The sequence below is a fragment of the Gracilinema caldarium DSM 7334 genome (assembly GCF_000219725.1).
In the GTDB taxonomy this organism is placed as follows: Bacteria; Spirochaetota; Spirochaetia; order Treponematales; family Breznakiellaceae; genus Gracilinema; species Gracilinema caldarium.
In genome coordinates this window covers 3133154-3159759 of record NC_015732.1, presented here as the reverse complement: position 1 = coordinate 3159759, position 26606 = coordinate 3133154, and the positions used below count along the sequence as shown (strand labels likewise).

27 protein-coding genes, 1 tRNA gene and 1 pseudogene are annotated in these 26606 nt (G+C 43.7%); 21 read left to right on the top strand and 8 right to left on the bottom strand.

Going from position 1 to position 26606, the window contains the following annotated elements; all coding sequences use genetic code 11:
- The first annotated feature begins 12 nt into the window (after positions 1-12).
- A complete protein-coding gene (locus SPICA_RS14180; RefSeq protein ID WP_013970174.1) occupies positions 13-939 on the top strand; it encodes an ABC transporter permease in 927 nt (308 codons plus the stop codon).
- The gene (locus SPICA_RS14175) at positions 936-1730 is read left to right on the top strand and encodes an ABC transporter ATP-binding protein (protein WP_013970173.1); all 795 of its coding nucleotides are present in this window, start codon (positions 936-938) and stop codon (positions 1728-1730) included. The genes SPICA_RS14180 and SPICA_RS14175 overlap by 4 nt, the downstream gene beginning before the upstream one ends.
- 19 nt (positions 1731-1749) lie before the next feature.
- Here the strand turns inward: SPICA_RS14175 and SPICA_RS14170 are convergent, their stop codons facing one another.
- Both SPICA_RS14170 and SPICA_RS14165 read right to left on the bottom strand, forming a co-directional pair.
- Positions 1750-2388 carry a hypothetical protein gene (locus SPICA_RS14170; RefSeq protein ID WP_013970172.1) on the bottom strand — a complete coding sequence of 213 codons (639 nt, stop codon included), beginning with the start codon at positions 2386-2388 and terminating at the stop codon, positions 1750-1752.
- A gap of 69 nt (positions 2389-2457) precedes the next feature.
- On the bottom strand, positions 2458-3444 hold the full coding sequence (locus SPICA_RS14165) for a helix-turn-helix transcriptional regulator (protein WP_013970171.1): 987 nt from the start codon (positions 3442-3444) through the stop codon (positions 2458-2460).
- 91 nt (positions 3445-3535) lie between these two features.
- On the opposite strand from SPICA_RS14165, the gene SPICA_RS14160 reads away from it, so the two are divergent.
- The 4 genes and pseudogenes from SPICA_RS14160 (at position 3536) to SPICA_RS14145 (ending at position 9186) form a co-directional block, all read left to right on the top strand.
- The gene (locus SPICA_RS14160; protein ID WP_156789693.1) at positions 3536-3901 is read left to right on the top strand and encodes a hypothetical protein; all 366 of its coding nucleotides are present in this window, start codon (positions 3536-3538) and stop codon (positions 3899-3901) included.
- A 106-nt stretch (positions 3902-4007) separates the two neighbouring features.
- Positions 4008-5372, top strand: a pseudogene (locus SPICA_RS15930) (DUF262 domain-containing protein).
- Positions 5362-7125, top strand: coding sequence for a DUF262 domain-containing protein (locus SPICA_RS14150; protein ID WP_013970169.1), 1764 nt, complete (start codon positions 5362-5364; stop codon positions 7123-7125). The pseudogene SPICA_RS15930 and the gene SPICA_RS14150 overlap by 11 nt, the downstream one beginning before the upstream one ends.
- Before the next feature lie 57 nt (positions 7126-7182).
- Positions 7183-9186 carry an AAA family ATPase gene (locus tag SPICA_RS14145; RefSeq protein ID WP_013970168.1) on the top strand — a complete coding sequence of 668 codons (2004 nt, stop codon included), beginning with the start codon at positions 7183-7185 and terminating at the stop codon, positions 9184-9186.
- A 171-nt stretch (positions 9187-9357) separates the two neighbouring features.
- Here SPICA_RS14145 and SPICA_RS14140 read toward each other — a convergent pair.
- Positions 9358-9431, bottom strand: a tRNA-Ala gene (locus SPICA_RS14140).
- A gap of 88 nt (positions 9432-9519) precedes the next feature.
- Here SPICA_RS14140 and SPICA_RS14135 point away from each other — a divergent pair.
- The 4 genes from SPICA_RS14135 (at position 9520) to SPICA_RS14120 (ending at position 13685) form a co-directional block, all read left to right on the top strand.
- Complete coding sequence (locus SPICA_RS14135; RefSeq protein WP_013970167.1) at positions 9520-10659, top strand: glycosyltransferase; 1140 nt, start codon at positions 9520-9522, stop codon at positions 10657-10659.
- Positions 10660-10735: 76 nt separating this feature from the next.
- Positions 10736-12145 (top strand): TrpB-like pyridoxal phosphate-dependent enzyme, encoded by a 1410-nt coding sequence (locus tag SPICA_RS14130; RefSeq protein ID WP_013970166.1) that lies wholly within the window; start codon positions 10736-10738, stop codon positions 12143-12145.
- A gap of 27 nt (positions 12146-12172) precedes the next feature.
- Complete coding sequence (locus tag SPICA_RS15600) at positions 12173-12910, top strand: hypothetical protein (RefSeq protein ID WP_013970165.1); 738 nt, start codon at positions 12173-12175, stop codon at positions 12908-12910.
- Complete coding sequence (locus tag SPICA_RS14120; RefSeq protein ID WP_169311892.1) at positions 12831-13685, top strand: TrmH family RNA methyltransferase; 855 nt, start codon at positions 12831-12833, stop codon at positions 13683-13685. The genes SPICA_RS15600 and SPICA_RS14120 overlap by 80 nt, the downstream gene beginning before the upstream one ends.
- Positions 13686-13748: 63 nt before the next feature.
- Here SPICA_RS14120 and SPICA_RS14115 read toward each other — a convergent pair whose 3' ends face one another.
- From SPICA_RS14115 to SPICA_RS14105, 3 genes are read right to left on the bottom strand one after another with little or no spacing between them, the layout of a single operon-like run.
- Entirely contained in the window at positions 13749-14126 is a 378-nt protein-coding gene (locus SPICA_RS14115) for a response regulator (protein WP_013970163.1), read from the bottom strand.
- A 24-nt stretch (positions 14127-14150) separates the two neighbouring features.
- Positions 14151-15044: a ParB/RepB/Spo0J family partition protein gene (locus tag SPICA_RS14110; protein ID WP_013970162.1), complete on the bottom strand. Its 894-nt coding sequence runs from the start codon at positions 15042-15044 to the stop codon at positions 14151-14153.
- Complete coding sequence (locus SPICA_RS14105) at positions 15034-15792, bottom strand: ParA family protein (RefSeq protein WP_013970161.1); 759 nt, start codon at positions 15790-15792, stop codon at positions 15034-15036. Before SPICA_RS14105 ends, SPICA_RS14110 begins: the two co-directional genes overlap by 11 nt.
- Before the next feature lie 88 nt (positions 15793-15880).
- On the opposite strand from SPICA_RS14105, the gene SPICA_RS14100 reads away from it, so the two are divergent.
- The 6 genes from SPICA_RS14100 to SPICA_RS14075 are packed head-to-tail and all read left to right on the top strand — an operon-like array spanning position 15881 to position 19574.
- On the top strand, positions 15881-16399 hold the full coding sequence (locus tag SPICA_RS14100) for a gamma carbonic anhydrase family protein (protein WP_013970160.1): 519 nt from the start codon (positions 15881-15883) through the stop codon (positions 16397-16399).
- A gap of 10 nt (positions 16400-16409) precedes the next feature.
- Positions 16410-16763, top strand: coding sequence for a DRTGG domain-containing protein (locus tag SPICA_RS14095; protein ID WP_013970159.1), 354 nt, complete (start codon positions 16410-16412; stop codon positions 16761-16763).
- A complete protein-coding gene (locus SPICA_RS14090; RefSeq protein WP_013970158.1) occupies positions 16756-17586 on the top strand; it encodes a Cof-type HAD-IIB family hydrolase in 831 nt (276 codons plus the stop codon). Before SPICA_RS14095 ends, SPICA_RS14090 begins: the two co-directional genes overlap by 8 nt.
- A complete protein-coding gene (locus tag SPICA_RS14085; protein ID WP_013970157.1) occupies positions 17576-18505 on the top strand; it encodes a CBS domain-containing protein in 930 nt (309 codons plus the stop codon). The genes SPICA_RS14090 and SPICA_RS14085 overlap by 11 nt, the downstream gene beginning before the upstream one ends.
- On the top strand, positions 18505-18840 hold the full coding sequence (locus SPICA_RS14080; protein WP_013970156.1) for a hypothetical protein: 336 nt from the start codon (positions 18505-18507) through the stop codon (positions 18838-18840). The genes SPICA_RS14085 and SPICA_RS14080 overlap by 1 nt, the downstream gene beginning before the upstream one ends.
- Before the next feature lie 8 nt (positions 18841-18848).
- Positions 18849-19574: a PHP domain-containing protein gene (locus SPICA_RS14075; RefSeq protein ID WP_013970155.1), complete on the top strand. Its 726-nt coding sequence runs from the start codon at positions 18849-18851 to the stop codon at positions 19572-19574.
- Positions 19575-19635: 61 nt separating this feature from the next.
- Here SPICA_RS14075 and SPICA_RS14070 read toward each other — a convergent pair whose 3' ends face one another.
- Both SPICA_RS14070 and SPICA_RS14065 read right to left on the bottom strand, forming a co-directional pair.
- Entirely contained in the window at positions 19636-20301 is a 666-nt protein-coding gene (locus SPICA_RS14070; protein WP_013970154.1) for a cytidylate kinase-like family protein, read from the bottom strand.
- Between the two features lie 308 nt (positions 20302-20609).
- Positions 20610-22322, bottom strand: a complete 1713-nt coding sequence (locus tag SPICA_RS14065; protein WP_013970153.1) for an AMP-dependent synthetase/ligase — start codon at positions 22320-22322, stop codon at positions 20610-20612.
- Between the two features lie 152 nt (positions 22323-22474).
- Here SPICA_RS14065 and SPICA_RS15110 point away from each other — a divergent pair, with 152 nt between their 5' ends.
- From SPICA_RS15110 to nuoF, 5 genes are all read left to right on the top strand, one after another.
- The gene (locus SPICA_RS15110) at positions 22475-23146 is read left to right on the top strand and encodes a hypothetical protein (RefSeq protein WP_169311891.1); all 672 of its coding nucleotides are present in this window, start codon (positions 22475-22477) and stop codon (positions 23144-23146) included.
- A gap of 173 nt (positions 23147-23319) precedes the next feature.
- Positions 23320-23817: an NADH-quinone oxidoreductase subunit NuoE family protein gene (locus SPICA_RS14055; RefSeq protein ID WP_013970151.1), complete on the top strand. Its 498-nt coding sequence runs from the start codon at positions 23320-23322 to the stop codon at positions 23815-23817.
- 15 nt (positions 23818-23832) lie between these two features.
- A complete protein-coding gene (locus tag SPICA_RS14050) occupies positions 23833-24381 on the top strand; it encodes an ATP-binding protein (protein WP_013970150.1) in 549 nt (182 codons plus the stop codon).
- A 16-nt stretch (positions 24382-24397) separates the two neighbouring features.
- Positions 24398-24796, top strand: coding sequence for a (2Fe-2S) ferredoxin domain-containing protein (locus tag SPICA_RS14045; RefSeq protein WP_013970149.1), 399 nt, complete (start codon positions 24398-24400; stop codon positions 24794-24796).
- 10 nt (positions 24797-24806) lie between these two features.
- On the top strand, positions 24807-26597 hold the full coding sequence (gene nuoF / locus SPICA_RS14040) for an NADH-quinone oxidoreductase subunit NuoF (protein ID WP_013970148.1): 1791 nt from the start codon (positions 24807-24809) through the stop codon (positions 26595-26597).
- Positions 26598-26606: the final 9 nt, after the last annotated feature.

Here is a 26606-nt window from a genome sequence, read left to right as displayed (position 1 = left end):
GGTTCGTACTTCATGATTTCAGCGATACTGGTAGAAGGCTTAATTTACGGCATCCTGGCCATGGGGGTGTTTATCACCTTCCGGGTCCTCGATTTCCCTGACCTCACCGTGGAGGGGAGTTTTCCCCTGGGTGCTGCGGTCGCGGCTAGCTGTCTTACAGCGGGCATCCCCTTCCCGGTGGCAGCCCTCATTGCGATAACCGCAGGCGCCCTGGCGGGAACAATGACATCCCTCATCCACACGGGACTTAAGGTGCCGCCCCTTCTGGCCGGTATCGTCGTTATGACGGGCCTGTATTCCATCAACCTGCGTGTTATGGGCGGCCGATCCAACATCCAGCTCATCAGCAACCGCCCCCTCATACAGTTTAGCGCCACCTGGTTTCCCGCCTTGCCCCCTGAAGTGGCAAGTGCACTCTTTTTCTTGCTACTAGCCATCATCATCATGGTGCTGCTGGACCTCTTTTTTCACACCGAGTTCGGCCTTACGATGGGCGCCTTAGGGGACAATGTAAAAGTGGTCATTGCTTCCGGTTCGAACCCGACGACCTTTAAAGCCGCCGGGGTCGCCCTGGCAAACGCCCTCGTTGCCTTCGCCGGCGCCCTGGCAAGTCAGCACCACGGTTTTGCCGATGTAAACCTTGGGGCAGGCGTCGTTGCCCTGGGACTTGCCTCGGTAATGATCGGCGAACTGGTCCTCAGAACCAACCGGATCGGGCTTCAGCTGTTCCGGGTAGTGCTGGGGGCCATCATCTTTAAGGCGATTCTCTTTGGGGCCCGGTTTTATGGGTATATCGCGGGGATTACCCCCAACGACCTCAGGCTTCTCACCGCCCTGATGATTGTCCTTTCCCTTGTTCTCGGTCAGTGGAAAAGCGCTCTGCAGGACCAGCGGGCTCAGCAGGCAAGCCTGCAACGGAAGGCGGAGGAAGTACTATGATCAGTCTGCAGGATTGTATCGTCGTTTTTAATGCCAATACCCCCGATGAACGAAGGGCTTTAAATTCCATTAGATTGATGATCGGACAGGGGGATTTTGTCACCGTCATTGGTTCCAATGGAGCCGGCAAGAGCACCCTGCTGAACCTTATCGCCGGATCGGTTCGCCCCAGCTCAGGCTCCATAGTGATCGATGGGATCGATCGGACCGGCGAACCGGAGTACCTTCGCGCCCGATCGATCGGCCGGGTGTTTCAGGACCCCCTGGCGGGGACCGCCGCAGAAATGACCGTGGAAGACAACCTGGCTGTGGCGGCCCGGAAGGGACGGAAACCCCTTACCATTGCGATGACCCGGGCGCGAAAGGTAGAGTTTCGGGACCGGCTTGCCGAATTGGGTATCGGTTTGGAAAACCGTATGAAAGAAAATGTGAGCCGTCTTTCTGGAGGTCAGCGGCAAGCCCTTACCCTCCTTATGGCGGTCATTGCCCGGCCAAGCATCCTCCTTCTGGATGAGCATACCGCCGCCCTGGACCCTGCCAATGCGGAAAAGGTTTTGGAACTTACTCAACGCTTTGCCCAGGAATATGAGCTTTCGGTCATCATGGTTACCCACGACATGGCTCGGGCTATCACTATTGGAAACCGGCTCGTCATGATGGATAAGGGTGAAATCATCATGGATGTCTCAGGCACAGAAAAATCGAGCCTTACCGTAGATGCCCTGGTACATCGTTTCCGCGAAATTCGCAAACAGGAATTTGCTGGCGACCGGGCGTTGTTGGTGGAATAGACTTCTTAAAAAGCGCCCCTTACTCAATTACCAAACGTAAAGATTGGCCGCTTAAGAGATATGCCATGGATATTTCTACCAGAGTAAAGTTTGAATAGTTTATTAGAGGCATAGTATAGGTCGTTTCTTCATCTTTAGTATATAAAGTTGCCTTTTTGGGTGAACTTAATACGGAACTATCAATAAACAAGCGATATTTAAAGCCAGAAAGTATAGCCGAAACCATTTGATTATTTTCATCAATATTGGTAGAACTCATATTATTAAATTCTACAACCAAGGTTTTATTTTTTAAATAGGGATAAAAGATTGGTGCAACATCATCATTCTGTACTGTGGGTCTTTTAGTTCGCGGGTATCGAACAGTTATCTCAAGACCATTTTCTAATTCATTATTGACTTTTTTAATTGATACAAAATTTTCTTTTGGTATTTGTTCACTAATTTGATAGATTGTTTCATCGTTAAATTCAAGTGATGACAGGTCAGAATCATTACCATAACTCTGGGCCATAGTAAGCAAGGCTTTTTGAATAACAATTCTTGTGTTGTTTATTATGGTATTGTTTTCCAATCTGATATGTTGGGTTATTTCAATACAGGAAGATAATAGCAAAGTCATTGCTAAAATAAGGAGGAAAAAAGTTTTGTTCTTCATGGATAACCCCTTGGAACGTTCTTGTACTAAGTGTAGATAGTGCTTTTATTTATTGTCAAATTTTTTTAGTTATTGATACAGATTTTCCATATCCTGAAGTTCCTTTTGTATTTCCCTTCGTAAATGCTCAGGTTCGAGCAAACAGGCTGATGAACCGAAACTGAGAACCCAGCGTTTTAGTTCATAATCAGCGGCTGTTTGTACGGTAAGGATCAGGGACCCATCATTTTGGGTTTCCAGATTGGACCCTTCGGGCCAATTCAGTTCTTGAATATAGGGGGCTTGTTCCGGAGAAAACCAAATACGGGCTGTAAAGGTTTTGTTGAGTATAATGCCAAAGGGGTCTGTTAGCCATGGCTCGGGAGTAAAGTGGGCTGGCATAGCAAATTCTTCTTCGGTAAGCTCAAAGTTTTTAATGCGTTCGACGGCTAATATACGAATGTTTCCATAGTAGGGAACAAACACGAAAAGGTACAAACCGCCATATTTTTCCATCAATATAAGGGGATGAATACGAAAGGTTTTTACCGTTGCGCTCGATATGGCTTGATAGGAAACAATGCAGACTGCGCGCTCTTGTATGCCCTGGAGTATGGTTTTAAGAAGCTGGTGTTTAGATGCATCAAACTTTTTGGAAAGGGAAGGCGCAGGAAGAATTCCAGATTGATGAAGGTCGCCAGCAAGGGTGTAGCCGCCTTCTGCCAGCAGGGGCCCCAATTTTTCTTTGAGCCGTCTTATCTCGTTGGCCACCGCTGAGGTCTTTGCGGCTTCTTTAAATAAATACTCTAAGAGTATGATATCTTCTGAGTTAAGCTCTACCTGAGGATAGGGAATCCACCAGCGCAGGTTGTCCCGGTGTTCATTAAGAAAAATGACCCGTTCTTTGCCATGAAATTCATCATACAAGGGATACCCAAGTTCTTCCAAAGTATCCAGAAGCCGATATACAGAACGGCGGGATAGATGCAGGTGGTTTTCGAGCTCCTTAATCGTTGCGCCGCTGGTACGGGATATTAATCGGGCCGCCGTAAGTATCTCTGATAATTGTTTATACATGATATGGTAATTATGACCTACTATAGGCATTTCTGCAAATGATGAAATATCTGTGACCGGAATTGGCACTCTTATAGGGTACATTGATTATGTGCAAGAGGAAACAGTAGCTGTTTTATCCACCTATATGATAACCCAAGATGAAAACTATTTAGTTAGCTATGAAATAAAAAATGGTACAGAGAAAAGAGAACTACTAGGACGGTATGAACGTAAGGGGTACCGTTTCCTTGCGGCTACAGAAGAGTATTACCTTATTTGCAATGACTTTTGGTATGTATCTTTGGATAGGTGCTCAAATGGTGTTGCAAGGGAGCACATATCAGAGCCCTGTATTGGGATAAAAGAGGTTGTAATAAATTATAAAAAAAAGGATAAAAAAGCACTCATTGGTTTTCAGCATGGCCGTTTTGTGTATTATTATGATGAGTTATTTCAGCTGGTGACAATAGAATAGAGGGAAACATAATGATTTAAAATTGTGTTTGATAAATTATAATTCCCATGTTAAAATATATATTTTATTATTTTTAATAGTTTTGGCTTTTATAAAGAGGAATAGTATGGCTACAACACCAACACAAGAAATAATAAAATTAAATGCTTTGCTAGATAAAACATTAAATCTGGAGATCCCTGAGTATCAACGACCATATAAATGGACTGATAAAAATGTTTTTCAGCTCTTAGAAGATATTTATGAATATATCCTTATTAAAAATAAGGATTTTAGAATTGGAAATATAATTCTTCACGAGAATAATGGTAAATATGATATTGTAGATGGACAGCAGAGACTTATAACCATTTCTATATTATTATACGCGTTAGACGAAAAAAATGACAAAGAAGATGTGTTATTACTAAACAAACCAATTAAAAACAATGCTATTTCAAAAAACAATATTGTTTATAATTACCATGTAATAAATCAATGGATAAGTGCAAAACTGGAAAACGATAAAGATAAAAAAGATTTTAGAAGAAAAATCATGAACAAATGTGAAGTTGTTCTATTTACAGTTCTTGATCAGGAAGAAGCATTTCAACTATTTGATGCTCAAAATGCAAGAGGTAAACCACTTGAACCGTATGATTTATTAAAAGCATTTCATTTACGTGAAATGGAGTCCGATAGTGAAGAAGAACGAGAAAAATGTGTTGAACGATGGGAAAAATCGATAAGTAACGGATCTTTAAAACCAATACTCGGCAATCATCTCTTTAGAATTCGTAAATGGAGTAAAAATGAATATAAATATAATTTTACAAAAGATGAAATAGACGAATTTAAAGGTGTTTCACTTAAACAACCCCAAATATATCCTTATGAAACCGGAATACGAATGTTAGATGGATTATTTGAAAATTTAAAAAAAAATAAAATATTAATAAATTTAAATGTTGCGCAAACTTTCCCATTCTAAATTACAAGCCCCATAATTAACGGTAAAAGATTTTTTGAATATGTTGATTATTATATTAGTCTTCGTGAGCAGATATTTGATTTAAATAAAGAAGATGAAATAAAAGCAAAATCAAAACAATTTGTTGAATTTTATGAAGAATATTGTTTTGGATATAGTGGCTGGTCGAGGAGCGGAGATGAAAAAGTTAGAAATCTATTTGAGAATATTATGATAGCATTCATTGATAAATTTGGCTTTATTAATGATGATTTTGAAAATATTTATCAAGCATTTTATAAATTAGTTTATACATTGCGTTGCGAGAAGAATAGAATTACTGTAGAAACAATTATACATAGTGAAGCAATAAAAGTTTTTAATAGAATAAGCAATAGTCTAAGCCCAGCCGATTTACATGATTATCAATTTAAAAATTATAAAAAGAAAAATGAAAGTAGTGTTATTGGAACTGAAAAAATATGTAAATTTATATATGGAGGAATAGAAAATGAAATATGAGCCCTTAAGCATAGAAGAAATATTATCAAATAATTATTATATAATCCCACGATATCAACGCAATTACGCTTGGGAGAAGACTGAAATAGCTCAGTTAATTAGGGATATCAATGAATATTCGCAAAATGGAGAAAGTAAAAATTATTATCTAGGTTCTCTAGTTTGTTTTAAACGTGAAGATGGTGTTTTTGAGTTGGTTGATGGCCAGCAAAGGTTTACAACGCTTGTATTGATAAATCTAGTCTTAAAAAATTGGAATTATGAGAATAAAGATAATGATATACTATTTGTTGTTAAAACATCGAACCTTAAGTTCGATTCTCGAAAAAGGGTTCAAAACTATATAGATCGTTTGTACAATACTGATAAAAACGATTTTATAAATGTATTATGTGATTTTAATGACCAAGATATAAGTATAGTTGCGATCAAAGATGCGATAGAAATTATCCAAGAAGAATTAAGATCTATAGAAAATGTTACAGATTTTTCAGATACATTTTATAATAAAGTTTATTTATTCCATGTAGATATACCAAAAGATACAGATTTAAATCATTATTTTGAAATAATGAACAATCGAGGTGAACAGCTAGAGAAACACGAAATTGTAAAAGCACTTTTGATGGGAAAGCTCGCTACTGATGATGAAATGGATCACCAAAAATTTGCTATGATATGGGAAGCTTGTTCAGATATGTCCAATTATGTAAATGTAAAAATGGAAGATGCAGATAATGAAACGAATGATCACGTCTCTTATACATTAAAGGAAATTATTGAACATAATAATGATAAAGATACTATTAATAAAGAAAAATATACTCAAGATAAATACAAGTCTATAATAAATTTCTCTAATTTTTTACTACAAGTGTTAAAGTTAAGGTATGAACAAGTAGCACTTGATGATAAAAAACTTTTACAACAATTTAAAGAAATCGATCCAGAACCTAAAATATTTATTAATGATTTACTGAAATATCGAAAGATGTTTGATACCTATGTAATCAAACAAGATATAACAAATGCAGATGAAACAAAACAAAATTGGGGTATTAGAAAATTAGATAATGCCGATTCTAATACGATAATCAAAACCTTTGAAGATGATGAAGAGATAGTTAAAATAGAACTGATGTTGTATTATTCTGATTCTAGTAACACGTATAATGATTGGTTACATAAAATAATGAAATGGCTTAGCAAAAACGAGAATCCTACCGCAGAAAAGTATAGACAAGAATTGTGGGAAATAGCAAAAAGTAAGTTTAATAGAGTTTGTTTAAGCTACCCTAATATAACTATATATAATCTCTATTTTATAGATTTTTTACTTTGGAAACTTTATAAGGAAAAGAAAGAAGGCGCTCCAGATACTATTATAAATAAAATAGAAAACATAAAAAATAAATTTAATAATTTTAAATTCAGGCAATTAACTTCTAGAGAGCATCTTTTATCGCAAGAACATGCCCGACGAAATGATCCTGAGAATATTTCTCTTTATAATGGAATAGGAAATTTATGTTTAATTTCCGCATCTCAAAATTCGAAAGGTAATAAGGAAAACCCAATCGATAAGAAAAAATTATTCCAGGATGATAATTCAAGTTTGAAGCGCCTCATAATGTTTGAAAGTTTTGAAAACAATACATGGGGTAAAGAGCAAATTAGAAAACATCAAGAAGAAATAAAAAAGTTAGTTGATATTTATTTATCACAAAATACGCCTATTTCTTCTCATCCATAGCCACCTGTGACCGGATTTGGCACTCCTGTAATTTACAATAATCCTGGAGGTTTTAGTATGGAGGGCTTTACCTACTGGGATTATCGTTATACTGAGCTTTTACTGCAATGCTGGAATACACAGGAACATGGTGATGATTTGTATGATCTTATTCACAATCAGTGTGATTTATTAAAAGTGCTCATTCCAAATATATCGGCGGAGGAAAAAGACAGTGTAAACCGGGATAAGGCAGTTAACGAAATCAAAGAATATGTATCGATGCATATGCAACGGACAAACCCTAAGCTGACAGAGCTGGCAGACCGTTTTAATTTACAGGCTCATCACATCAAAATAGTAGAGTTCCTGTACATTTATGGTAGTATGAATGCTTTTACTGCATATTTTGAAAAACAATCTGCGGCCTGCCAATTGGTTATACTTACTACTTGGGTCCACATATCGAAAAATGAGCTTGTAGCAGAACTTAGACTGCATAGTCCTATGGGAAAGTTAGGTTTATTGGAATTTGAAAGGTTTGCATTATTTGATTTAAGGCACATAAATATCAGAGTTGGCTTAAATAAATATGTGCATAATTACCTGGAAGATATAAACAATCGGCCCCTTTCATCATTTTTATTGCATGTTCTAGAGCCGCCCTATTTTGCCTTAGAAACCTTTGATCTGCCTGAGGCAACCATACTTTCTGCTAAAGCGGCGTTAAAGCGCCATGGTCCTGCTTTTTTACTTTTTTATGGTGAGCCAGGGACTGGAAAATCAGAGTTGAGCAAAGCCCTCTCTCTTTCGTGTAATCTAATCCCCTATAGTTTGATGACCGACGATGTGGATGGTAGCCGTCCTCTTTCAAATCTCTATCTTTCAGCAAAATTATTGGACTCAAAAAAAGAGGTTCTCATTATTGATGAAGCGGATACTCTTTTAAACAGCGAAGACGTGCTTTCTGCCCAGGGTACACCTTCGACGTTCAAAGCGATTGTTAATCAATTTTTAGATAATGCAACAATAAAAATAATATTCATCACTAATCAAACTAACAGAATTCCAGCTTCAGTCCTGCGCCGAATGCACATTATCATTGGTTTTAAACCCGCAAGTATTCAATATAGAAAACAAATGTGGGAAACAAACAATAATGTTACGAACCTCTTTTCTTCTACGGATATAGATAAACTTGCCAAGGATTTTAAGGCAAACCCATCTCGGATACGTCAGGTCTATGAAATTTGTTCCCTACTCAAGGAAGACTGCGAAAGCCAGGAACGGATTCTAGAGGTGGCCAAGGATATGCTCAGCCGCAGTCAGGAAATGCTTATGAAAGACAATCAGAAGATAAATAATAAAATTGAAGAAATTGATGTGGGGCTTTTACATCTTTCAATAGATCCCTATGTCCTTTTAGATCGGATTAAAAAATGGTATGATACATTTTCTCGAACCCAGCAAGGATTAAATATCCTTTTTTATGGATTACCCGGTACGGGAAAATCAGCCTTGGCTATTCATATTGCCACTGAGTTACAACTTCAGCCTATCATTAAAAGGGCAAGCGATCTTTTTAGTCCTTATGTTGGTGTTACGGAAGATCGGATCCGTGATGCCTTTAAGGAAGCTGAAAACAATGTCCTGATTTTAGATGAAGCCGATTCTTTTATCCTTAACCGCGAAAAAAATGAAAGGAGTTGGGAACGCAGTCAGACCAATGAATTTCTTAATCAGATGGATGATTTTAAGGGCCTGTTTATTGCCACAACTAACTTTATTAAGGCCCTGGATGGTGCAAGCTTCCGCCGTTTCCCCTATAAGGTTGAATTCTACCCGCCAACTCCAGATCAGCGTCTTACTTTGGCCCGCCGCTATTTTTCCCATATAACCTTTGATACAGAAGCTTGTTTTCGTATCCACAACTTGGAAGGCCTGGTCCCTGGCGACTTTTCAAGCGTTGCAAAAAGGCTTGCGTTCGTAGATAGTCCGACACCCCAAGAAATAATCAGCGAACTGGAACTAGAACTCAAAAGCCGCAGTCATCTACAGCATACTATTGGTTTTAAAGTATAGGGGATTCGCCCTACAACCTTCGGCATCGTGCCTCAGGTTTCCGGGCCGCCTCGTTCGCTGGCGGTGCCCCTCCATGGGCACCTTCCCACGCTTCCGCGCGGTGCTCACTCGGTTCGAATCCCCTATTCATTCTAAAGTAAAAAACCGGCCCAAAGGCCGGTTTTTCATGATTGGAGAATAGGGGATTCGAACCCCTGACCTATTGATTGCGAACCAATCGCTCTAGCCAACTGAGCTAATTCCCCGTCAAGATCTATATTACCATCAACATAACGTAAAAATCAAGACCGCTTAGTTCTTGACAATATGATGTTTCATTGTATGGTTTGTAATATGCTGGTGATTTTTACTATCTTTTTTTTCATCATTTTTGTTGGTCTTCATTTGGTGCTTATGGCAGGTCTCTATCTGGAATATCGCAGAGACCTGAGTGCGCGCAACAACGTACTAACTGGAACCATATCAGTTTCTATAATTATTCCGGTTCACAACGAAGCAAACCGGATTTCTGCGCTTCTAAAATCGCTTTTAAAGCAGGATTATCCTCTTATAGAGCTGCTTTTTATAGATGACCGATCGACCGATGAAACAGCTTCTATAATTCATGAATTTAGTAAACAATTTAATCTCGAAGGTCATTTGTGTCGATTACTACAGCTTACTGAAAATCCGGGGCCCAATTATAAACAGTTTGGTTTGATCAAGGGGTTTGAAGCAGCTGCTGGAGAACTGGTATTGCTGACCGATGCGGATTGTGAACTGCCAACAACCTGGGTTAGTGGAATGGTTAAGCGTATGTCTAATCTGAATACAGGCCTTGTTATTGGCCCGGTTTTTAAAAAAACACCTCAAGCGTCCTTTCTTTATAAAACCCAGGCGTTCGATCATGTGGTTCGGTATGGATATTTAGCAGCTTCCACAGCTATTGGAGCTCCTGGTGGCGGCTTTGGAAATAATATGGCGGTAAGGAAGTCTGTATTAGATGCTGCTGGTGGTTATGGTGCAGTCCCTTTCAGTGTTACCGAAGATGCAGCGCTGATTTCCTTTATCAACCAGAAAACTCCCTGTAAAATCAGGGCTAGCCTGGGTCCTGATATTCATGTGCTCACTGAAACTGAACCGACATGGAAACAATTTTTTATTCAGGGTCTCCGCTGGACAAAAGGAGGTATTTTTAGTCCCGATAGGTCAACCAGACTTTCTTTTAACATGCTTATGTTGATGATAAGTCTCGGAATGGTAGCCCTTCCGTTACTTGTTTTGGAAAGCCTGCTTTGGCCCCTGCCGGTGGCCGTGTGGGTTGCTATGTCGATGAATACCATTGCAGCGATTGTCATTTCAGGAGAACATTTAAAAGACCTGCGTCCTATAGATTTCCTTATACAGATTTTCATTATTCCTATGTTGAATGTTGTGTTGACCCTGATGGTTCTACTCCGCTTGCCTGTCTATTGGAAGGGCAAAAAAGTTTAAAAAAAAGACTTGTCAAAGGTTAGTTCCTATGTTATACATAATGTATCTATATATAGAAACATAAAAGGAGCCAATTATGTCTATCCACGATAAAAAACCCTATGGACCAATCCGGGTGGTGCTTTCGGAAGATGAAATGCCCCGCCAGTGGTACAATCTGGCGGCGGATTTCAAAACCCCCATGCTGCCTCCCCTGGGGCCCGATGGAAAGCCCGTAACACCGGATATGCTTTCCGCTATTTTTCCAGCCCCCCTTATTGAGCAGGAAGTGTCCCAGGAGCGCTGGATTGATATACCTGAACCGGTGCTGGAGATTTTGTCCCGCTGGCGGCCGTCGCCTTTGCATCGGGCGGTAGCCCTTGAGCGGGCCTTAGGTACCCCAGCCAGGATTTATTTTAAAAATGAAAGCGTATCCCCCGCAGGAAGTCACAAGCCAAACACGGCGGTCGCCCAGGCCTATTACAATAAAATATCGGGAGTTAAAAAACTAACAACTGAAACAGGGGCTGGCCAATGGGGAAGTGCCCTGGCCTTCTCCTGTGCCCTCATGGGTATGGAATGTAAAATTTACATGGTTAAGGTAAGCTTTGAGCAGAAGCCCTTCCGTAAATTGATGATGCAGACCTGGGGCGGCACCTGTATTCCCAGTCCGAGCCCCTATACTGAGGCTGGCCGGTCTGTTCTTGCAAAGGACCCCAATTGTCCCGGTAGTCTTGCCATCGCCATCAGTGAAGCGGTGGAAGAAGCGGTGTCTGACAAGACGGGTTCAACCAAGTATGCCCTTGGGTCGGTCCTGAATCATGTCATGCTGCATCAGACCATTATTGGTCAGGAAGTAAAGGCCCAGTTAGCGAAGATTGGCGAACGGACCCCCGATTCGGTCATTGCCTGTGTGGGTGGCGGATCCAATTTTGCAGGCCTTGCTTTCCCCTTTGTAAAGGATAAGATCGAAGGGGCTAATATCGATATTATCGCGGTAGAACCCGCTTCATGTCCGACCCTTACCAAGGGTGTTTTTGCCTATGACCTGGGAGACATGTCCGGGATGACACCGCTCCTTCCCATGCATACCCTGGGCCACGAGTTTATTGCCCCCACGATTCATGCAGGGGGCCTCCGGTACCATGGTATGGCTCCGCTGGTATCCAAAGCGGTCCTCGACGGCCTAGTAGAACCCAGATCGGTTCATCAACTTGAATGCTATGATGCGGCGGTCACCTTCGCCCGAACCGAAGGCATTATCGCAGCTCCCGAATCGAGCCACGCCATCGCCATGGCGATCCGGGAAGCAAAACAGGCCAAGGAAGAAGGAAAGGAAAAGGTTATTGTTTTCGGTCTTTCCGGTCACGGGCTTATGGACTTGGCGGGTTATGAAAAGTACTTTGCTGGACAGTTGCAGGATTATGAATTCTCCGGTGAAGATTTGGAAAATTCTCTGAAATGTATTCAGAGCTTTCCAAAGCCACCCGCTGCCGTTGCACGGTAAAAGTCCTTTCTGCTATAACAGCAGGGTATGAAACACTGGTACCCTGCTGTTGTTTGTTTTCTGCTCTTTATCTCCTGTGCAAGCAATCCCGAAATAGGGGGAATGTGTCAAAGTTCTTATGGCAATTTTATCATTCATCATGTTGATGAAAGGGTGACAGTTCTGGAAGATCTGGTCAGAGCTCTGGAAGCTGCAGAAAGCGCGGGGGCTGAGTTTTTTAATGTTTCCGTTCCTGTTACCCATGTATATATCTATACAGACCATCAGCAGTTTGTGACAAAGAAGTATGGCCTCATCGGCCGGCTTCTGAATCTTGAATGGTACATTGGGGATAATATAGGCGAAAAGGTATTGCTTCTCTCGCCAGACCATCCAACCAGGGTGCATGATTATGACAGTATTCTTGGTGCAGTTGGCCATGAGTATATTCACACGGTCATCTATCGGTTATATCCCCATTGCCCCCTCTGGCTTAACGAAGGGGTGGCCCTGTATCTCACCAACGGCAGTCGCGGCAAAGCAATTCATCAATCTATGGAATTTCCTCCGGAAAAAATACTGACATCTGGAAACCCGCTGTATTTTGCCAACCATAATGGCTATAGCTTTGCCGATTCTTTTATTCAATATGTGCTGGAAATATTCGGCAAAGAAGCTCTGTTCCGTTTGCTGGAACGGGGTGATTATGAAAAAGCTCTGGGCCTTGATCGGTCCCAGGTGTATCAGGGCTGGAAAGCCTGGTTTATGGGTCGTACCAATGGCTGAGTTGGACCTGGCTTGGTTTGCCGAGCTTAAAGACCGAGAACTCCGTAAGGAAAGGATTATTATTGCTGAAGGTCGGCTCGTGGCTGAACGGACCGCAGCCTTTTGTGATGCCCTGGGAATACTTTGTGTGCCCGCCGCTTTGGAAGATGCAGAGGCCATCAGCCGAGGAACAATTCCCATACAGGTTCTGAGCGAAGCAGAAATCAGCAAGCTTGCGGGCTATCCCTTTCATCGGGGCTTACTGTTTGCGGCCCGGCGGCCTGAGCTACAACCTCTGTCCGAAGCGGGGACGCTGGTTGCTTCAGGGCAGCGACTTGTTGTTTTGCCACAAATTACAGACCCGGAAAATCTGGGGGCCATTATCAGAACCGCTGCGGCTCTTGGATGGGATGGAATCCTGCTGGGCCCTCGTTCTGCCGATCCGTATAGCCGGCGGGTGCTTCGCTGTTCTATGGCTGCGGTGTTTGCATTACCCATCTATACCTTTCATGGTGCCGGTGAATTGGAACTCCTCGCAAGCACGGGATGGGAACTCTGGGCGGCCATGCTCAGTCCAGACTCCTGTAGCCCCGAGTCCCTCCGTCAGGTGAAAAAACTTGCTCTCATGTTGGGTAATGAGCGGTTTGGCTTGTCTCAGGAAATGTTGAACCGGTCTTGTGCACAGGTTACGATTCCACAGAGGCGTTTTGAAGTGGATGCTGTGGACTCCCTTAATGTAGCTGCTGCCGCGGCAATACTCCTCTGGGAAGGCCGGCCAGGGCTTATTTCTGGCTAGGAGCCTGTCGGACTTGTCCGACAGGCTCCTAGTGTATGGCAGTAGCCGCAACCCAGGCCGCAGTTAATTACAGCTGCTTTTCAGAGCAGCTGTTACAGATTCAATCAATTCTGGTGCTGTAAAGGGTTTTGAAAGAATACAGACGGCGCCAAATTGCTGGGCCAGCTTTTTTACCGGTAAGAGGTCCGTTCGCACCTTACCAGACATAACAATAACAGCAATGTTTGGATGCCGATTCCTGATATCCATGAGGTATTCCAGGCCGCCTTGACCGGGTAACACAATATCAAGCAGAATAAGATCTATACATGATGAGGATAAATAACGTTCAGCTTGCAGGGTGTCGAGAGCTTTTAAGACGGTATGCCCCTGGTTTTTAAGGATTGCTTCAGCCACATCCTGAATGGTGCTGTCATCGTCTATAATTAGTATGGTACTCATGACATCCTTCCTTTTACTATACTCTTATTGAGTTTCTTTGCTGGCTAATATTGCATAGATCCTATCCAGATCTTCCATTGAATAATAATCAATATGTATGGACCCTCGTTTCAGTCCCCCTGAAATAGAAACCTTTGTTCCCAGAATATCAATAAACTGTTGTTCCATGGCAAGTAATTCTGGAGCTTTTTCATGGAGTTTATCTGTTCTCTTTGGTTTATCCGCTGCACGGATGCCGCCATTAAGTTCCTGGGCAAATTTTTCTGCTTCCCGTACTGAAATTGCATCGGCAATAATTTTTCCAAAAAGCACCCGTTGATCAGCTGGGTTAACTACAGAAAGGATAGCACGGGCATGGCCACTCGTCATTTGCTGGGCCGCTAAAGCATGCTGCATGTCATCAGGAAGTTTGAGGAGCCTCAGGGCATTAGCTACAGTAGAACGGTTTTTACCAACCCGGGCGGCCACCTCATCCTGGGAGAGGCCGGTCAGTTCCATGAGGCGCTTATAGGCTTGGGCTTCCTCAACGGGGTTCAGATCCGATCGCTGAACATTTTCGATAAGAGCTACTTCGAGTCGTCGTTCATCAGAGTAGTTGCGGATAATTGCTGGTACTTCCCGCAGCCCTGCTAAACGGGCAGCCCGGCTTCGTCGTTCGCCTGCGACGATGATATAGGTTCCGTCAGGGGTTTCTTCAACAATGATTGGTTGTATGATCCCATGTTCCCGGATTGAGGCGGCCAGTTCCTGAAGCGATTCTTCATCAAACACTTTGCGGGGCTGATTGGGGTTGGCTTTCAGCTTTTCGAGGGGTATCCGAACTTCTCCCTGAGGTGCGTTTTCAGGTCTTGTTTCATCTGCTGAGGTTCCTGAGAGCAGCGCATCAAGACCCTTACCGAGTCCATATTTAGCGGCCACGGTTCAGTACCTCCTCGGCGAGACTTTTGTAACTGCGGGCTCCTACGCAGAGGGCATCGTATTGGGATATCGGGATGCCATGGGAAGGTGCTTCAGAAAGTCGGACATTTCGTGGAATAATAGTCTTAAAGACCCGGTCCTTAAAATAGGCGGTTACCTGTCGGACCACATCCTGAGCTAGCTTGGTTCGCTGGTCATACATGGTAAAAAATATACCTGCAATATCTAAATGGGGATTCAGCCCCTTCTGGATGCGTTTAATGGTTTGGAGGAGTAGAGAAAGTCCTTCTAGGGCAAAATACTCGCATTGTAGCGGTATCAGTACCCCATCGGCGGCAACTAACCCGTTGAGGGTTAAAATTCCAAGGGATGGGGGACAATCAATCAAGATAAAATCATACTGATCCCGCAGACTATCCAGGGAACGTTTTAGATAGTAATCCCGGTCTTCCTGTTCTACTAATTCAACCGCAGCCCCTGAAAGGTCAATCGAAGCTGGAATAACAAAAAGGTTTCGAACCGAGGTTTCCTGAATGACTTCGGTGGCGCTGTTTTTTCCGGATATCAGTTCATATATCCCAGGCTTGCTCCCATCGGCTCCAACACCGCTAGTAAGGTTAGCTTGGGAGTCAAAGTCTACGAGCAGTACCCGTTGTCCAGCTTCTGCCAGGTATGCGCCAATATTGATGGCTGAAGTGGTTTTTCCTACTCCGCCTTTTTGATTTACAAATACAAAAATCCGTCCCATTATGGTATCTAGTATAGCATGGTAGAGATAAAAATTGCTATTGAATAGTGACCTAGATGCGGATATTCTTCAAGTATGGAGGGGTATAATGGTTCATGCAATTAAGGATTTGGTCCCAAAAATTCATCAATCGGTTTTCATTGCCTGGAATGCGGAAGTTGCCGGTGCGGTTAGTCTCGCCAAAGATGTTTCAGTTTGGTTTTCGGTTACCCTGCGGGCTGATATTGCGCCGATTGAAATTGGGGAGGGGAGCAATATACAGGATGGAACGGTGATTCATGTGGATACCAATATGCCTACTATTGTGGGTAAACATGTAACGGTAGGACATCGGTCGATTCTACACTCCTGTGTGATAGGTGATAATGCCCTCATTGGTATGGGGGCTATCATTCTGAACGGTGCTGAGATAGGTTCTGAATCTATTGTCGGAGCTGGTGCGCTTGTGACTCAGGGAAAAAAAATTCCTTCCCGGTCGCTTATTCTTGGTGCTCCTGCAAAGGTAATACGAGAATTGACCGCTGCAGAGATTGCGGGTATTAAGGAAAATGCAGAACATTATCGGGAACTTGCCCGGATGGCAAAACAGGATTATATAGAAGAGTAAGGGAGTCTGAATGACGTTTCTTGATATTATTGAGCAACTTCCTGCTCATGTTATTAATAAAGGCGATGATTTCTCTGGTGTTATAATAGAACATGTGGTGGCGAGCGATCTGATGAGTGATGTGTTGGTAACAGACTTGGAAAATGCCATCATCGTTACTTCTCTAACATCGGAACAAACAATTCGTACAGCTGATATTGTAGGTGCTAAAGGAGTATTGCTTGTTAACGATAAAAACCCACAGCCAACGATGAAAAAAGTAGCCGAAGAACACGGAATCACCGTACTATCTACCCCTCTTTCAATGTTTCAGGCCTGTGTTGCCCTAGGTAAATTATTGGAAAAAGGAACAGCCGATGCATGAAATTAAGCTGTTAGCTCTGGATCTGGATGACACGCTTCTTCGTGAAGATTTAACCATATCGTTTCATACAAAAAATGTCTTAAAACGAGTAGAAGCAGCGGGGGTTATTGTTATGCTTGCCTCTGGCCGATCCCCTGCAGCGATGGACCGTTATGCCCGGGATCTGGGCTTGCATAAACGGCCGGGGTATCTCGTTTGCAATAATGGCACCACTATCTTGGAAAGTCACACCGGTACAGTAATTAAGGAATTTTTTCTTCCTATGGAAGCTGCTCTTGCAGTTTATGATCTAGTCGATGCGGAAGGTTTTCCAGTACAGATCTATGATGAAGGAACAATTTATGTATCCCGCCGGAATGAATATGCAGATATTGATCAAAAACTGACCGGTCAGCGGCAGGTTGTGGTTGATAATTTTAGGAGTTTCCTCGCTGCGGGGGCTCAAAAAATGGTTGTTCCTGGAGATCCTGCCTTATTGCGTCCTCTGGAAACGATACTAAAGACTTTTATTGGGGATCGGGTGACTATTTTTACCAGTAAGCCCTATTTCCTTGAAATTCTTCCTCCTGCCACCGGTAAAGGCGAAGCTCTGGCAATAGTGGCACAGTTACTTGGAATTGACCGTAGTCAGGTTATGGCCATTGGAGACAGCATGAATGATGAGAGTATGATTCGTTGGGCTGGTTTTGGAGTAGCCATGGCAAATGGGGATCCGAGAATAAAGGCTATTGCAAAGGCAATAACTAACAAGACTAATGAAGAAGATGGGGTAGCTGAATTTGTAGAACAGTATATCCTTAAGGGGCAGGACCATGCAGGATGATATTCCCATCAATACCTTCGATTCCCCAACAGTGATTCTAGAACTCATTTATCGGCTCAAAATTAAAGATGTAATGACCACTGCTCTTATTACTGCAAAACGGACTGATACATTACGGCACATACAGGGGTTGATGCGAGAAAACTATATTACCGGTGTACCGATTGCTGAGGATCAGCGGCTTTTGGGTATTGTTTCCATAGATGACATTGTGACAGCCCTCGATAAGGGTTACATAGATGATATAGCCGAAAAGCGTATGACCCGGAATGTTATTGTGCTGGAAGATGATATGCCTCTTTCTTTTGCTATTTCATACCTCAATAAATACCGATATGGCCGCTTTCCGGTTCTCAATAAGGCCAGGGAACTGGTAGGTATTATTACCTCCAAGGATGTTATCCGTACACTTCTTGTGGAAATTAACCGGGAGGTACTACGGCTTGAAAAAAATAATCCGCCCCCAGCTGCGGATGCGGCCTCGGTGAAAGAACTGCAATTTAGTACTACCCGGTATGATTTTGAAGGTGCCGGTCATGCATCTACCGAAATAAAAAAAGCCCTCAAAGCACTTAATCTGGATCCCAAACTTATCCGCCGTATTGCTATAGCAAGTTATGAACTGGAGATTAACCAGGTGGTACACTCCTATGGAGGCACCATTAGCTGTTCAATTCAAGGCGACAAGGTCGTTATTACAGCCTTGGATACCGGCCCGGGTATAGAAAATATAGAGCTTGCCCTGCAGGAAGGCTGGTCCACTGCCAATGAATGGATTCGCTCCTTAGGTTTTGGTGCTGGTATGGGACTTGCCAATACGAAACGGGTCTCCGATGAATTTACGATAGAGTCCACCCTGGGAGGTCCCACAAAGGTGGTTTCGGTTATATACCTTAAAAACACCAAGGAGCAGGATTGATGAAAATCAGTGATGTTATTAAGACCCTTTCATGTGAAGTTGTGCAAGACCGGTTCGAAGATACGGACCTTGAGGGGGCTTATACTTCAGACCTTCTATCCGATGTCATGGCTAATGCAAAAGCTGCGGGAGCTCTGATTACTATTCAAGCCCATAAAAATACGGTAGCGGTAGCCACCTTGGTGAATATCACATTAATTATCATCTGTAATTCTCGACCGGTCCCAGAGGATATGATCGAAGCTGCACGAGAGGAAGGGGTTGCTATCGTGCGGACCGCTGAAAATCAATTTATAACCTCAGGCCGTCTCTTTACACTGCTGGGCTACGCCTAAATCAAAATATGCTGGCAGATCTGCATAACCATTCATGCCTGTCTCCTTGCGGTTCACTGGATTTATCTCCACGGGTTCTTGTCGAAGAGGCGGCTCGTCGGGGGATAAAAATCCTTGCTCTTACCGATCATAACACCTGTGCCAATTGTCCTTCCTTTGCAAAACTTTGCGTGTCCTATAACATCATACCAATCTTTGGAATGGAAGCTACCACCCGTGAAGAGGTGCATGTGCTCTGCCTCTTTGATACCTTAGAAAAGGCTCTATCCTTGGGTGAGTACGTGCATACTCTTTTGCCACCGATTCCTCATGATCCGGAGCGTCTTGGCGACCAGGTTATAGTGAATGAACACGATGAAATAGAAGGGGAAATTGACATATACCTAGGATCTGCACTGGAATTGGGGCTTGATGAAATAGGCCCCCTTGTAGAGCAATTTGGCGGTTTAGTTATACCCGCCCATGTGGATCGGCCTGCTTTTTCCATGACAAGTCAGCTTGGCTTTGTGTCAGCCGGTCCTTGGTCTGCTCTGGAGTGTGTCCGACTGCCACCTACCGTACAAACTCTTGGGTATCCGCTTATCACCAGTTCCGATGCCCATTATCCGGAACATGTGGGGCGCAGAGCCTTTGAACTACCCCTTCATGAGAGAGAATGCCAGCAGGCATTGGCTGCAGGGAAAATTGATCTACCCCTCCTTTCTGCTGCCCTCAGCCGATGCCGGAAGGACTAAAAGTGGCTGTATCTTTTACATAGAAACTGGCTATAGATCTCTGTCGTATAGTGCGAGCCTTTTATAGATCCTGTTCTATCTCATAATGTTCAGCGAGTTGCTTTTGAGCCACTTCGAGAAGGATTGGATCGACCGAAATATCTTGAACCGAAGGAGGATTAACCTGTTTGCTCATTAATTGATCCAGAGTATCAGCCAACAGATGTGCCAGGGGATCGATCCCAAAGATGTCTACATTTACTACCATATCGAAGGGAACAGTATCTTCCCAGCGTACCCCGTAGTATCGGGCAAGGAAGCCTCGGCGGGCCTTATCCTTTTTTAGCACAACTTGTTCAGCATCGATACGGCTCAAGAGATTACTTTCTCTCATGACGCGATCAACACGAACCGAAAATGGGGCCGTTACCCTGATATGGATTGCATCGCTAAAACCGGTTAATGGGACAAAGCCCCCACGGCCAATGATAATACAGTTATTGGTCCTTGCAATAGCCCGAATCACCTGATCCAAAAAAGATAGAGTCCGTTCGGTAAGTTCTTCCTCTGCACTGAAAAAACTACCCGATGATTCATAGCTTTTATCAAAATTGACAAATCCATATTCTCTCATGATGTGTTCTATAACGGATTTATCAGCAATGAGGTAGTTGGTCAGCTCTGCAGTACGGCGGGCAAGTTCAAGACCACCAGACCCAATGTCTCGAGAAATGGTAAGTACTGCCATAGTAACCTCCCCAGGCAACCATGTCTTTTTTATGGAAGCCTTTGTTTATAGTCCCGTTGCAAGATAGGTTGCTGGCCCACTTTGCCGGGATCTATATGAAAGTTTAGTAAATATTAATAGAAATGCAATGATGTATTATGATAAAATGTGATATGGTACTCAGCATGTTCTGAAAGATCAGGTTTTGATTGCTCAGGTCTGTCCTGGAGACCATTTGAATGGTCTATAGTTGTAGTATACCCTTGGATGGTAGGTCTTCTATAAACCACAGTGTATAGAAGACCCTATATTATGAAAACCTTGCTCTGTTATACTTTAACGGCGTTCCGTTTTATTTTCTTGGTGGTGGTCATTTCGAGGGGTTCATCCAGAATGGTGACCCGCTCAATTTTCTGGTAAGGTTTAAGCCGCTGGTTCACCTCGGTGATGATTTCATCAATCCGGCGCTTAATTTCTTCCTTGGGCTTTAATGCTCCGACCTCATCCTTAAAGGCTTCCTGGTTTGGATATACAAGGGCTTCAATGCCTTCGGTTTTCATTTTCGCATCGATGAGGTATCCTCGTACCAGGATCTGTTCAATTTCTCCATAAAGCTGGAATTCGTTTTCTATTTCTTCTGGGTATACATTTTTTCCACCCTCGGTAACGATCATGTTTTTCGCCCGGCCGGTCAGGTAGAGGTAGTTCTCACTGTCCAGGTAGCCCAGGTCACCAGTTTTCAGGTAAGCATCTTCGGTAAAGGTTTCCCGGGTTTCTTCCGGCATTTTGTAATAGCCTTGCATTACCATAGGTCCTTTAACAATAATTTCCCCGATACCTTGTTCGTTTGGATTAAGGATCCGTAAATCGGTCATTGGAAGCACCTTACCCACGCTGGTTTCCTTGTAATGTTCCTTAGGATTCAGGGCAATAATGGGAGAGGTTTCGGTTAATCCATAGCCCTGGACAAAATCGATCCCCAGCTGGTTGTATTGTTTAAAGATTCTGGGGGCAAGAGGTCCGCCGCCGGAAATACAGATGCGGATTGATGAAAGGGACGCCTTGTCCAGAATTGAATGGAACATTTTTTTACCCGGATTAACCTTAAAGACCTTTTTAATAAACCCGGAGATGCTCATCATTACCCGAATGAGGCCGTAAACAAGCGGTCCTTTAGCTTTAATGCCCTTCATAATACCATTCAAGACTGCATTAAAGAGCATGGGCACCCCAAGGAACATGGTTACCTTGGCCTCTTTTAAATCCTTCAGTATGGCCTTCGTTACAATCCGTTTCCCAAAGACCAGTTCGGCCCCTACCGAAATAGCTTCGATAAAGACCGCCAGCATGGTATAGGAATGATGAATGGGTAGCAGGGCATAGAATACATCGGTGTGATAAATGGTCAGGTTGCTTTGGGCTATGTAGCAGTCGCTAACGAGATTCTTGTGGGTAAGCATTACCCCCTTGGGATTACCCGTGGTTCCGGATGTAAAGAGGATAGCCGCTAGATCAGTTTCTGCTGCTGGTACAATCTCGGTCTGGGGGCCATCCAGGTCGTAAATATAGGTTCCAACACCCTTTTTGAGAGAAATAATTGTCGTAAGCTGACCCGGTTGTTCAACAAAGTGATTATGTTTTTCTTCGTCTACAAAGAGGATTGCCACATCGGCAGTACGGAGTAAAAGTTCAATTTCATCAGTTTTAAGCTGATAGTCGATGGGCACCACGGTAGCACCCGCAAAAAGAATCCCTAGATATGCTACTGTCCATTCAGGGGAATTCTTCCCCGTCACTGCCACCTTATCACCCTTGCGGATTCCCTGAGCGTGGAGCCATCGGCTTACCGCTTCAATTTTGGTGAGTGCTTCGTTATAGGTGAGGCTGATCCGCTCATCACCTTCATAAATGGTAAAACAGGGCCGTTCACCGTACCGTTGTACGGTAATTCGGAACATTTCTGGTAAGGTTGGCCATTCTCCGTTAAAATAAGTTCCCCGATATTTATCCAGGAAGGCCCAAGGTGTGGTGGCTGTATTCATCAATCTAACCTCGTCTATAGTTGTGTTGGTAAGATATTTCATTTGACACGGAATAAAGTAAAATGTTTCGTTAAAATGTAACATAAGTGTGCTATTCTGGTAACTAGGTTGTTTATTGGTATATGAAACTGCATTCTTATTTATTCATATTGATGAATTGCGTTCTGAGCTTGAGCGCCTGTTCTGTTTCTATGGTAGCTACTCTTCGTTCAGATCAACAAGTGGATGTCTTTTTTACGGGAAGTATAAAACCTAAGGTGGCTTCTTTATTAAACGATTTGAGTAGTTCTAACCAAAAGAGTACAGGGGCGCTTATTTCAGCCGCTGAAATTACCGCATCCTTTCAAAAGGTGCCAGAACTTGCTCTGGTTGCTACCAAAGATGTAGCACCGCAGGGGTTGGAAGGCCGTTTTCGGATTGTAGACTCTGAAAAGCTTTCACAACGGTTTCTCTTTGTACAACAAATATTAGTAAAAGAGGAATCTCGCTTTAGTGTGACCTTGAACAGGGAATCCACATCTCAATTGCTCAGTTTGTTTACCCCAGAAATAAGGGATTACCTAGATGCGCTTATGGCACCAATAATAACCGGAGAAAAGCTTTCCCCAGCGGATTATCTTACGCTAGTTACTTCTGTCTATGGCAAGACTATTGCTCAGGAGATTGCATCCAGCCAGATTACCCTGGAAGTACATGTTCCTGGCACAATTTGTTCAGTACTTGGTGGTAGCGGATCGGGGTCTAAGGCGTTCTTTGTCATCCCTTTCGTAGATCTATTAGTTCTTGAGAACCCATTGGTGTACCAGATTGCATGGAAACCGTAAATACTCGCAGTTGTACTACTATGGTTCTAGGTGATTTCCTTGTTGTTATATAAAGGTAAAATTATATAGATAAAAACTAAAATTACAGTCGACTTGCATAAATTATTGACAAGATATAAAATATGCCCGTCGTTTATACGATACTTTTTTATCTATATATTTCGGGGGTATCCATGGCATCAGCGTATACCACGCTCTCCCGCGACATCGAGTTCCCCAAGGAACTGGCCGCGTTTATCGACGAATGGAAGGCAAAACCCGGTAGCCTCATTATGATCCTGCACAAAATACAGGAAACCTTTGGCTACATTCCCCGGGAGGCTGCCGAAAAGGCTTCACGAATTACTGGCATTCCTTTGGCCAGAATTTATGGAGTTATTACCTTCTATCACTTCTTTAAGACCACCAAGCCGGGAAAATACAAAATTTCCGTTTGTCTCGGAACGGCCTGCTATCTTAAGGGCGGCCAGGAGCTCATTAATGAAGCCAGGTCCATATTGAGTCTTGAAGAAGACGGGGTTACCGAGGATGGATTATTCTCGATCGATCCGGTCCGCTGTGTCGGATGTTGTGGCCTAGCTCCGGTTATTACTATTGGCAACGATGTTTATGGAAAGGTAACTAAGGATCAGCTTCCGGATATCATTGCAAAGTATCAGACTGCAAAATAGGGTAGTTTAAAAAATATGCATTTTACCGTCAGCGATCTGGTGCTGGATATTGTACAAAATGCAGCTGAAGCGCAGTCCAATATCGTTACGGTAATACTGGAAGAATCGGATACACAATTCCGGTTCACGGTCCAGGATGATGGAAAGGGTATGACTTCTGAGGAGTTGCAGAAAGCCTTGGACCCTTTTCATACCGATGGGATAAAACATCCCCATCGCAAGGTTGGTTTGGGGTTGCCCTTTTTAGTGCAAACCGCTGAACAATGCGGAGGCGGATGGGATATTACATCTCAAAAAGGCCAGGGAACCATGGTTTCAGCCTGGTTTGACCTGGATAACGTGGATACCCCTCCCCTGGGGGATATTCCGGGCTTAATCAGAATGATTCTGTTGCTTTCTGGACCTAAAGAGTTTGTGGTACGGAGATCCCTGCAGAGGGGTGGTTGTGTTGCAAACTATGAGGTACGGAAAACAGAATTACTGGATGTCCTGGGTGATCTGGAAGAGGCTGGATCCCAGGTACTGCTGGATCAATATCTTCGTTCCTTAGAAGCGGAAGATTAATGCGAAGGAGATCGCTATGGCAAAGATGACACTGGAAGAACTGAGAAAGCTCAGGGATTCCAAAAAAAATGACCTGCGCAAGCGGGATACGGAAGGAAAGAATATTCAGGTAATCGTCGGTATGGGAACCTGTGGTATAGCCGCTGGGGCAAAGGTTACCTTGGACGCGTTCCTGAAAGCCCTGGATGAAAAGAACCTGGTGGACCAGGTTTTGGTTCGTCAGACTGGCTGTATGGGGCTTTGTCACTCCGAACCAACCGTAGAGGTTGTTATGCCCGGTATGCCTACGGTTATTTACGGCAAGGTAGACGCAAAGGCTGCAAAGGACATTGTAGAAAAGCATTTAATCGGACGGGAACTGCTGGATAATCTCATCCTGGATAGGCCCGCTGTAGATATTATTAACGCTCAGTAAGGGGGAAAGCATGGCTTATAACCACTATATTCTCGTCTGCGGCGGTACGGGATGTGAGTCCAACAAGAGTGACGAGATTTATCGAAATCTGATCGCAGAAGCAGAAAAACAGGGTGTAAAGGATCAGGTTCAGATTGTAAAAACCGGCTGTTTCGGCTTCTGTGAAAAGGGACCGATCGTTAAGGTCCTGCCGGAAGACTCCTTTTATGTGGAAGTAAAACCTGAAGATGCTCAGGTCATTATTGCTGAACAGATTGTAAAGGGGCGAGAAGTTAAAAAGCTCCTGTATAAAAAAGATGAAGCTAATAAGAACAAAGTAGCTGTTGAGGATATAGAGTTCTACCAGAAACAGCTGCGGGTGGTACTGCGGAACTGCGGTGTCATCAATCCTGAAAGCATCGATGAATATATTGCCCGGGAAGGCTATGTAGCGCTGGAAAAGGCCCTCTTTGAGATGACCCCCGAGCAAATTATCGAAGAATTGAAAATTTCCGGTCTCCGGGGCCGTGGCGGTGCGGGATTCCCCACCTGGCTTAAGTGGGATATTGCCCGCAAAGTTCCTGGTGATACCAAATACATGATCTGTAACGCCGATGAAGGTGATCCCGGCGCTTATATGGACCGGTCTACCATCGAAGGGGACCCCCATTCCATCATCGAAGCCATGGTCATTGCCGGTAAGGTCATTGGTGCCCATCAGGGTTATGTGTATATCCGTGCTGAATATCCGCTTGCAATCGACCGGCTCAAGATCGCCATTGAACAGGCAAAAGATTACGGACTGCTTGGTAAAAACATTCTGGGCTCCGGTTTTGATTTTGACATCGAAATCCGGCTTGGTGCCGGTGCCTTCGTCTGTGGTGAGGAAACCGCCCTCATTCAGTCCATCGAAGGGAAACGGGGTATGCCCGTTCCGAAGCCTCCATTCCCAGCCCAGTCCGGTCTCTGGGGTAAGCCCACGGTCATCAACAATGTGGAAACCCTGGCCAATATTCCTGTTATTTTAACCAAGGGCGGCGCATGGCTTGCGAAGATTGGTACGGAAAAATCCAAGGGGACCAAGGTTTTCGCCCTTACCGGTAAGGTGAATAACTCAGGCCTTGTCGAAGTTCCCATGGGGACCACCCTCCGGGAAATTATTTTCGACATCGGTGGTGGTATTAAGAATGGAAAGAAATTCAAAGGTGTTCAGACCGGCGGTCCTTCCGGCGGTATCCTGACCGAAAAAGACCTGGATACCCCCATCGACTATGAGAGTCTGACTGCTCTTGGGTCCATGATGGGTTCCGGTGGTATGATCGTTATGGACGAGGACGACTGTGTGGTGGACGTTTCCCGGTTCTACATGGAATTCTGTGTGGATGAATCCTGCGGTAAATGTTCTCCCTGCCGTATCGGTACTACCCAGATTAAAAATATCCTGGAAAAGATTGCCCGCGGTAACGGTGAAATGTCAGATCTGGACAAGCTGGAAGAAATTGGTAAGGCTATGACCAAGGCTTCCCTCTGTATGCTGGGTGGTTCTGCGGCTAACCCGACCCTTTCCACGATTCGAAACTTCCGGGATGAATACATCGAACACATTGTGGATAAGAAGTGCCGGGCTGGGAAATGTAAGCACCTGGTACGGTTCGAAATCGATCCCAATAAATGTATTGGTTGTGGTCTCTGTGCCCGGCGCTGTCCGGTCAGCTGTATTTCCGGTGAAAAACGCCAGCCCCATGTCATTGATGCATCCAAGTGTATTAAATGCGGTGAATGCTACAATGTCTGTAAGTTCGGCGCTGTCATGAAGAAATAAGGAGTAGAT

Coding starts and splice junctions, on each gene's coding strand:
- SPICA_RS14120 (WP_169311892.1), top strand. CDS start 12,831: ATGAAAAAGCTCTGGGCCTTGATCGGTCCCAGGTGTATCAGGGCTGGA.
- SPICA_RS14095 (WP_013970159.1), top strand. CDS start 16,410: ATGACGTTTCTTGATATTATTGAGCAACTTCCTGCTCATGTTATTAAT.
- SPICA_RS14170 (WP_013970172.1), bottom strand. CDS start 2,388: ATGAAGAACAAAACTTTTTTCCTCCTTATTTTAGCAATGACTTTGCTA.
- SPICA_RS14080 (WP_013970156.1), top strand. CDS start 18,505: ATGAAAATCAGTGATGTTATTAAGACCCTTTCATGTGAAGTTGTGCAA.
- SPICA_RS14180 (WP_013970174.1), top strand. CDS start 13: ATGATTTCAGCGATACTGGTAGAAGGCTTAATTTACGGCATCCTGGCC.
- SPICA_RS14115 (WP_013970163.1), bottom strand. CDS start 14,126: ATGAGTACCATACTAATTATAGACGATGACAGCACCATTCAGGATGTG.
- nuoF (WP_013970148.1), top strand. CDS start 24,807: ATGGCTTATAACCACTATATTCTCGTCTGCGGCGGTACGGGATGTGAG.
- SPICA_RS15110 (WP_169311891.1), top strand. CDS start 22,475: ATGAATTGCGTTCTGAGCTTGAGCGCCTGTTCTGTTTCTATGGTAGCT.
- SPICA_RS14050 (WP_013970150.1), top strand. CDS start 23,833: ATGCATTTTACCGTCAGCGATCTGGTGCTGGATATTGTACAAAATGCA.
- SPICA_RS14135 (WP_013970167.1), top strand. CDS start 9,520: ATGCTGGTGATTTTTACTATCTTTTTTTTCATCATTTTTGTTGGTCTT.
- SPICA_RS14065 (WP_013970153.1), bottom strand. CDS start 22,322: ATGAATACAGCCACCACACCTTGGGCCTTCCTGGATAAATATCGGGGA.
- SPICA_RS15600 (WP_013970165.1), top strand. CDS start 12,173: ATGAAACACTGGTACCCTGCTGTTGTTTGTTTTCTGCTCTTTATCTCC.
- SPICA_RS14175 (WP_013970173.1), top strand. CDS start 936: ATGATCAGTCTGCAGGATTGTATCGTCGTTTTTAATGCCAATACCCCC.
- SPICA_RS14085 (WP_013970157.1), top strand. CDS start 17,576: ATGCAGGATGATATTCCCATCAATACCTTCGATTCCCCAACAGTGATT.
- SPICA_RS14130 (WP_013970166.1), top strand. CDS start 10,736: ATGTCTATCCACGATAAAAAACCCTATGGACCAATCCGGGTGGTGCTT.
- SPICA_RS14075 (WP_013970155.1), top strand. CDS start 18,849: ATGCTGGCAGATCTGCATAACCATTCATGCCTGTCTCCTTGCGGTTCA.
- SPICA_RS14165 (WP_013970171.1), bottom strand. CDS start 3,444: ATGTATAAACAATTATCAGAGATACTTACGGCGGCCCGATTAATATCC.
- SPICA_RS14090 (WP_013970158.1), top strand. CDS start 16,756: ATGCATGAAATTAAGCTGTTAGCTCTGGATCTGGATGACACGCTTCTT.
- SPICA_RS14105 (WP_013970161.1), bottom strand. CDS start 15,792: ATGGGACGGATTTTTGTATTTGTAAATCAAAAAGGCGGAGTAGGAAAA.
- SPICA_RS14100 (WP_013970160.1), top strand. CDS start 15,881: ATGGTTCATGCAATTAAGGATTTGGTCCCAAAAATTCATCAATCGGTT.
- SPICA_RS14145 (WP_013970168.1), top strand. CDS start 7,183: ATGGAGGGCTTTACCTACTGGGATTATCGTTATACTGAGCTTTTACTG.
- SPICA_RS14150 (WP_013970169.1), top strand. CDS start 5,362: ATGAAATATGAGCCCTTAAGCATAGAAGAAATATTATCAAATAATTAT.
- SPICA_RS14045 (WP_013970149.1), top strand. CDS start 24,398: ATGGCAAAGATGACACTGGAAGAACTGAGAAAGCTCAGGGATTCCAAA.
- SPICA_RS14055 (WP_013970151.1), top strand. CDS start 23,320: ATGGCATCAGCGTATACCACGCTCTCCCGCGACATCGAGTTCCCCAAG.
- SPICA_RS14070 (WP_013970154.1), bottom strand. CDS start 20,301: ATGGCAGTACTTACCATTTCTCGAGACATTGGGTCTGGTGGTCTTGAA.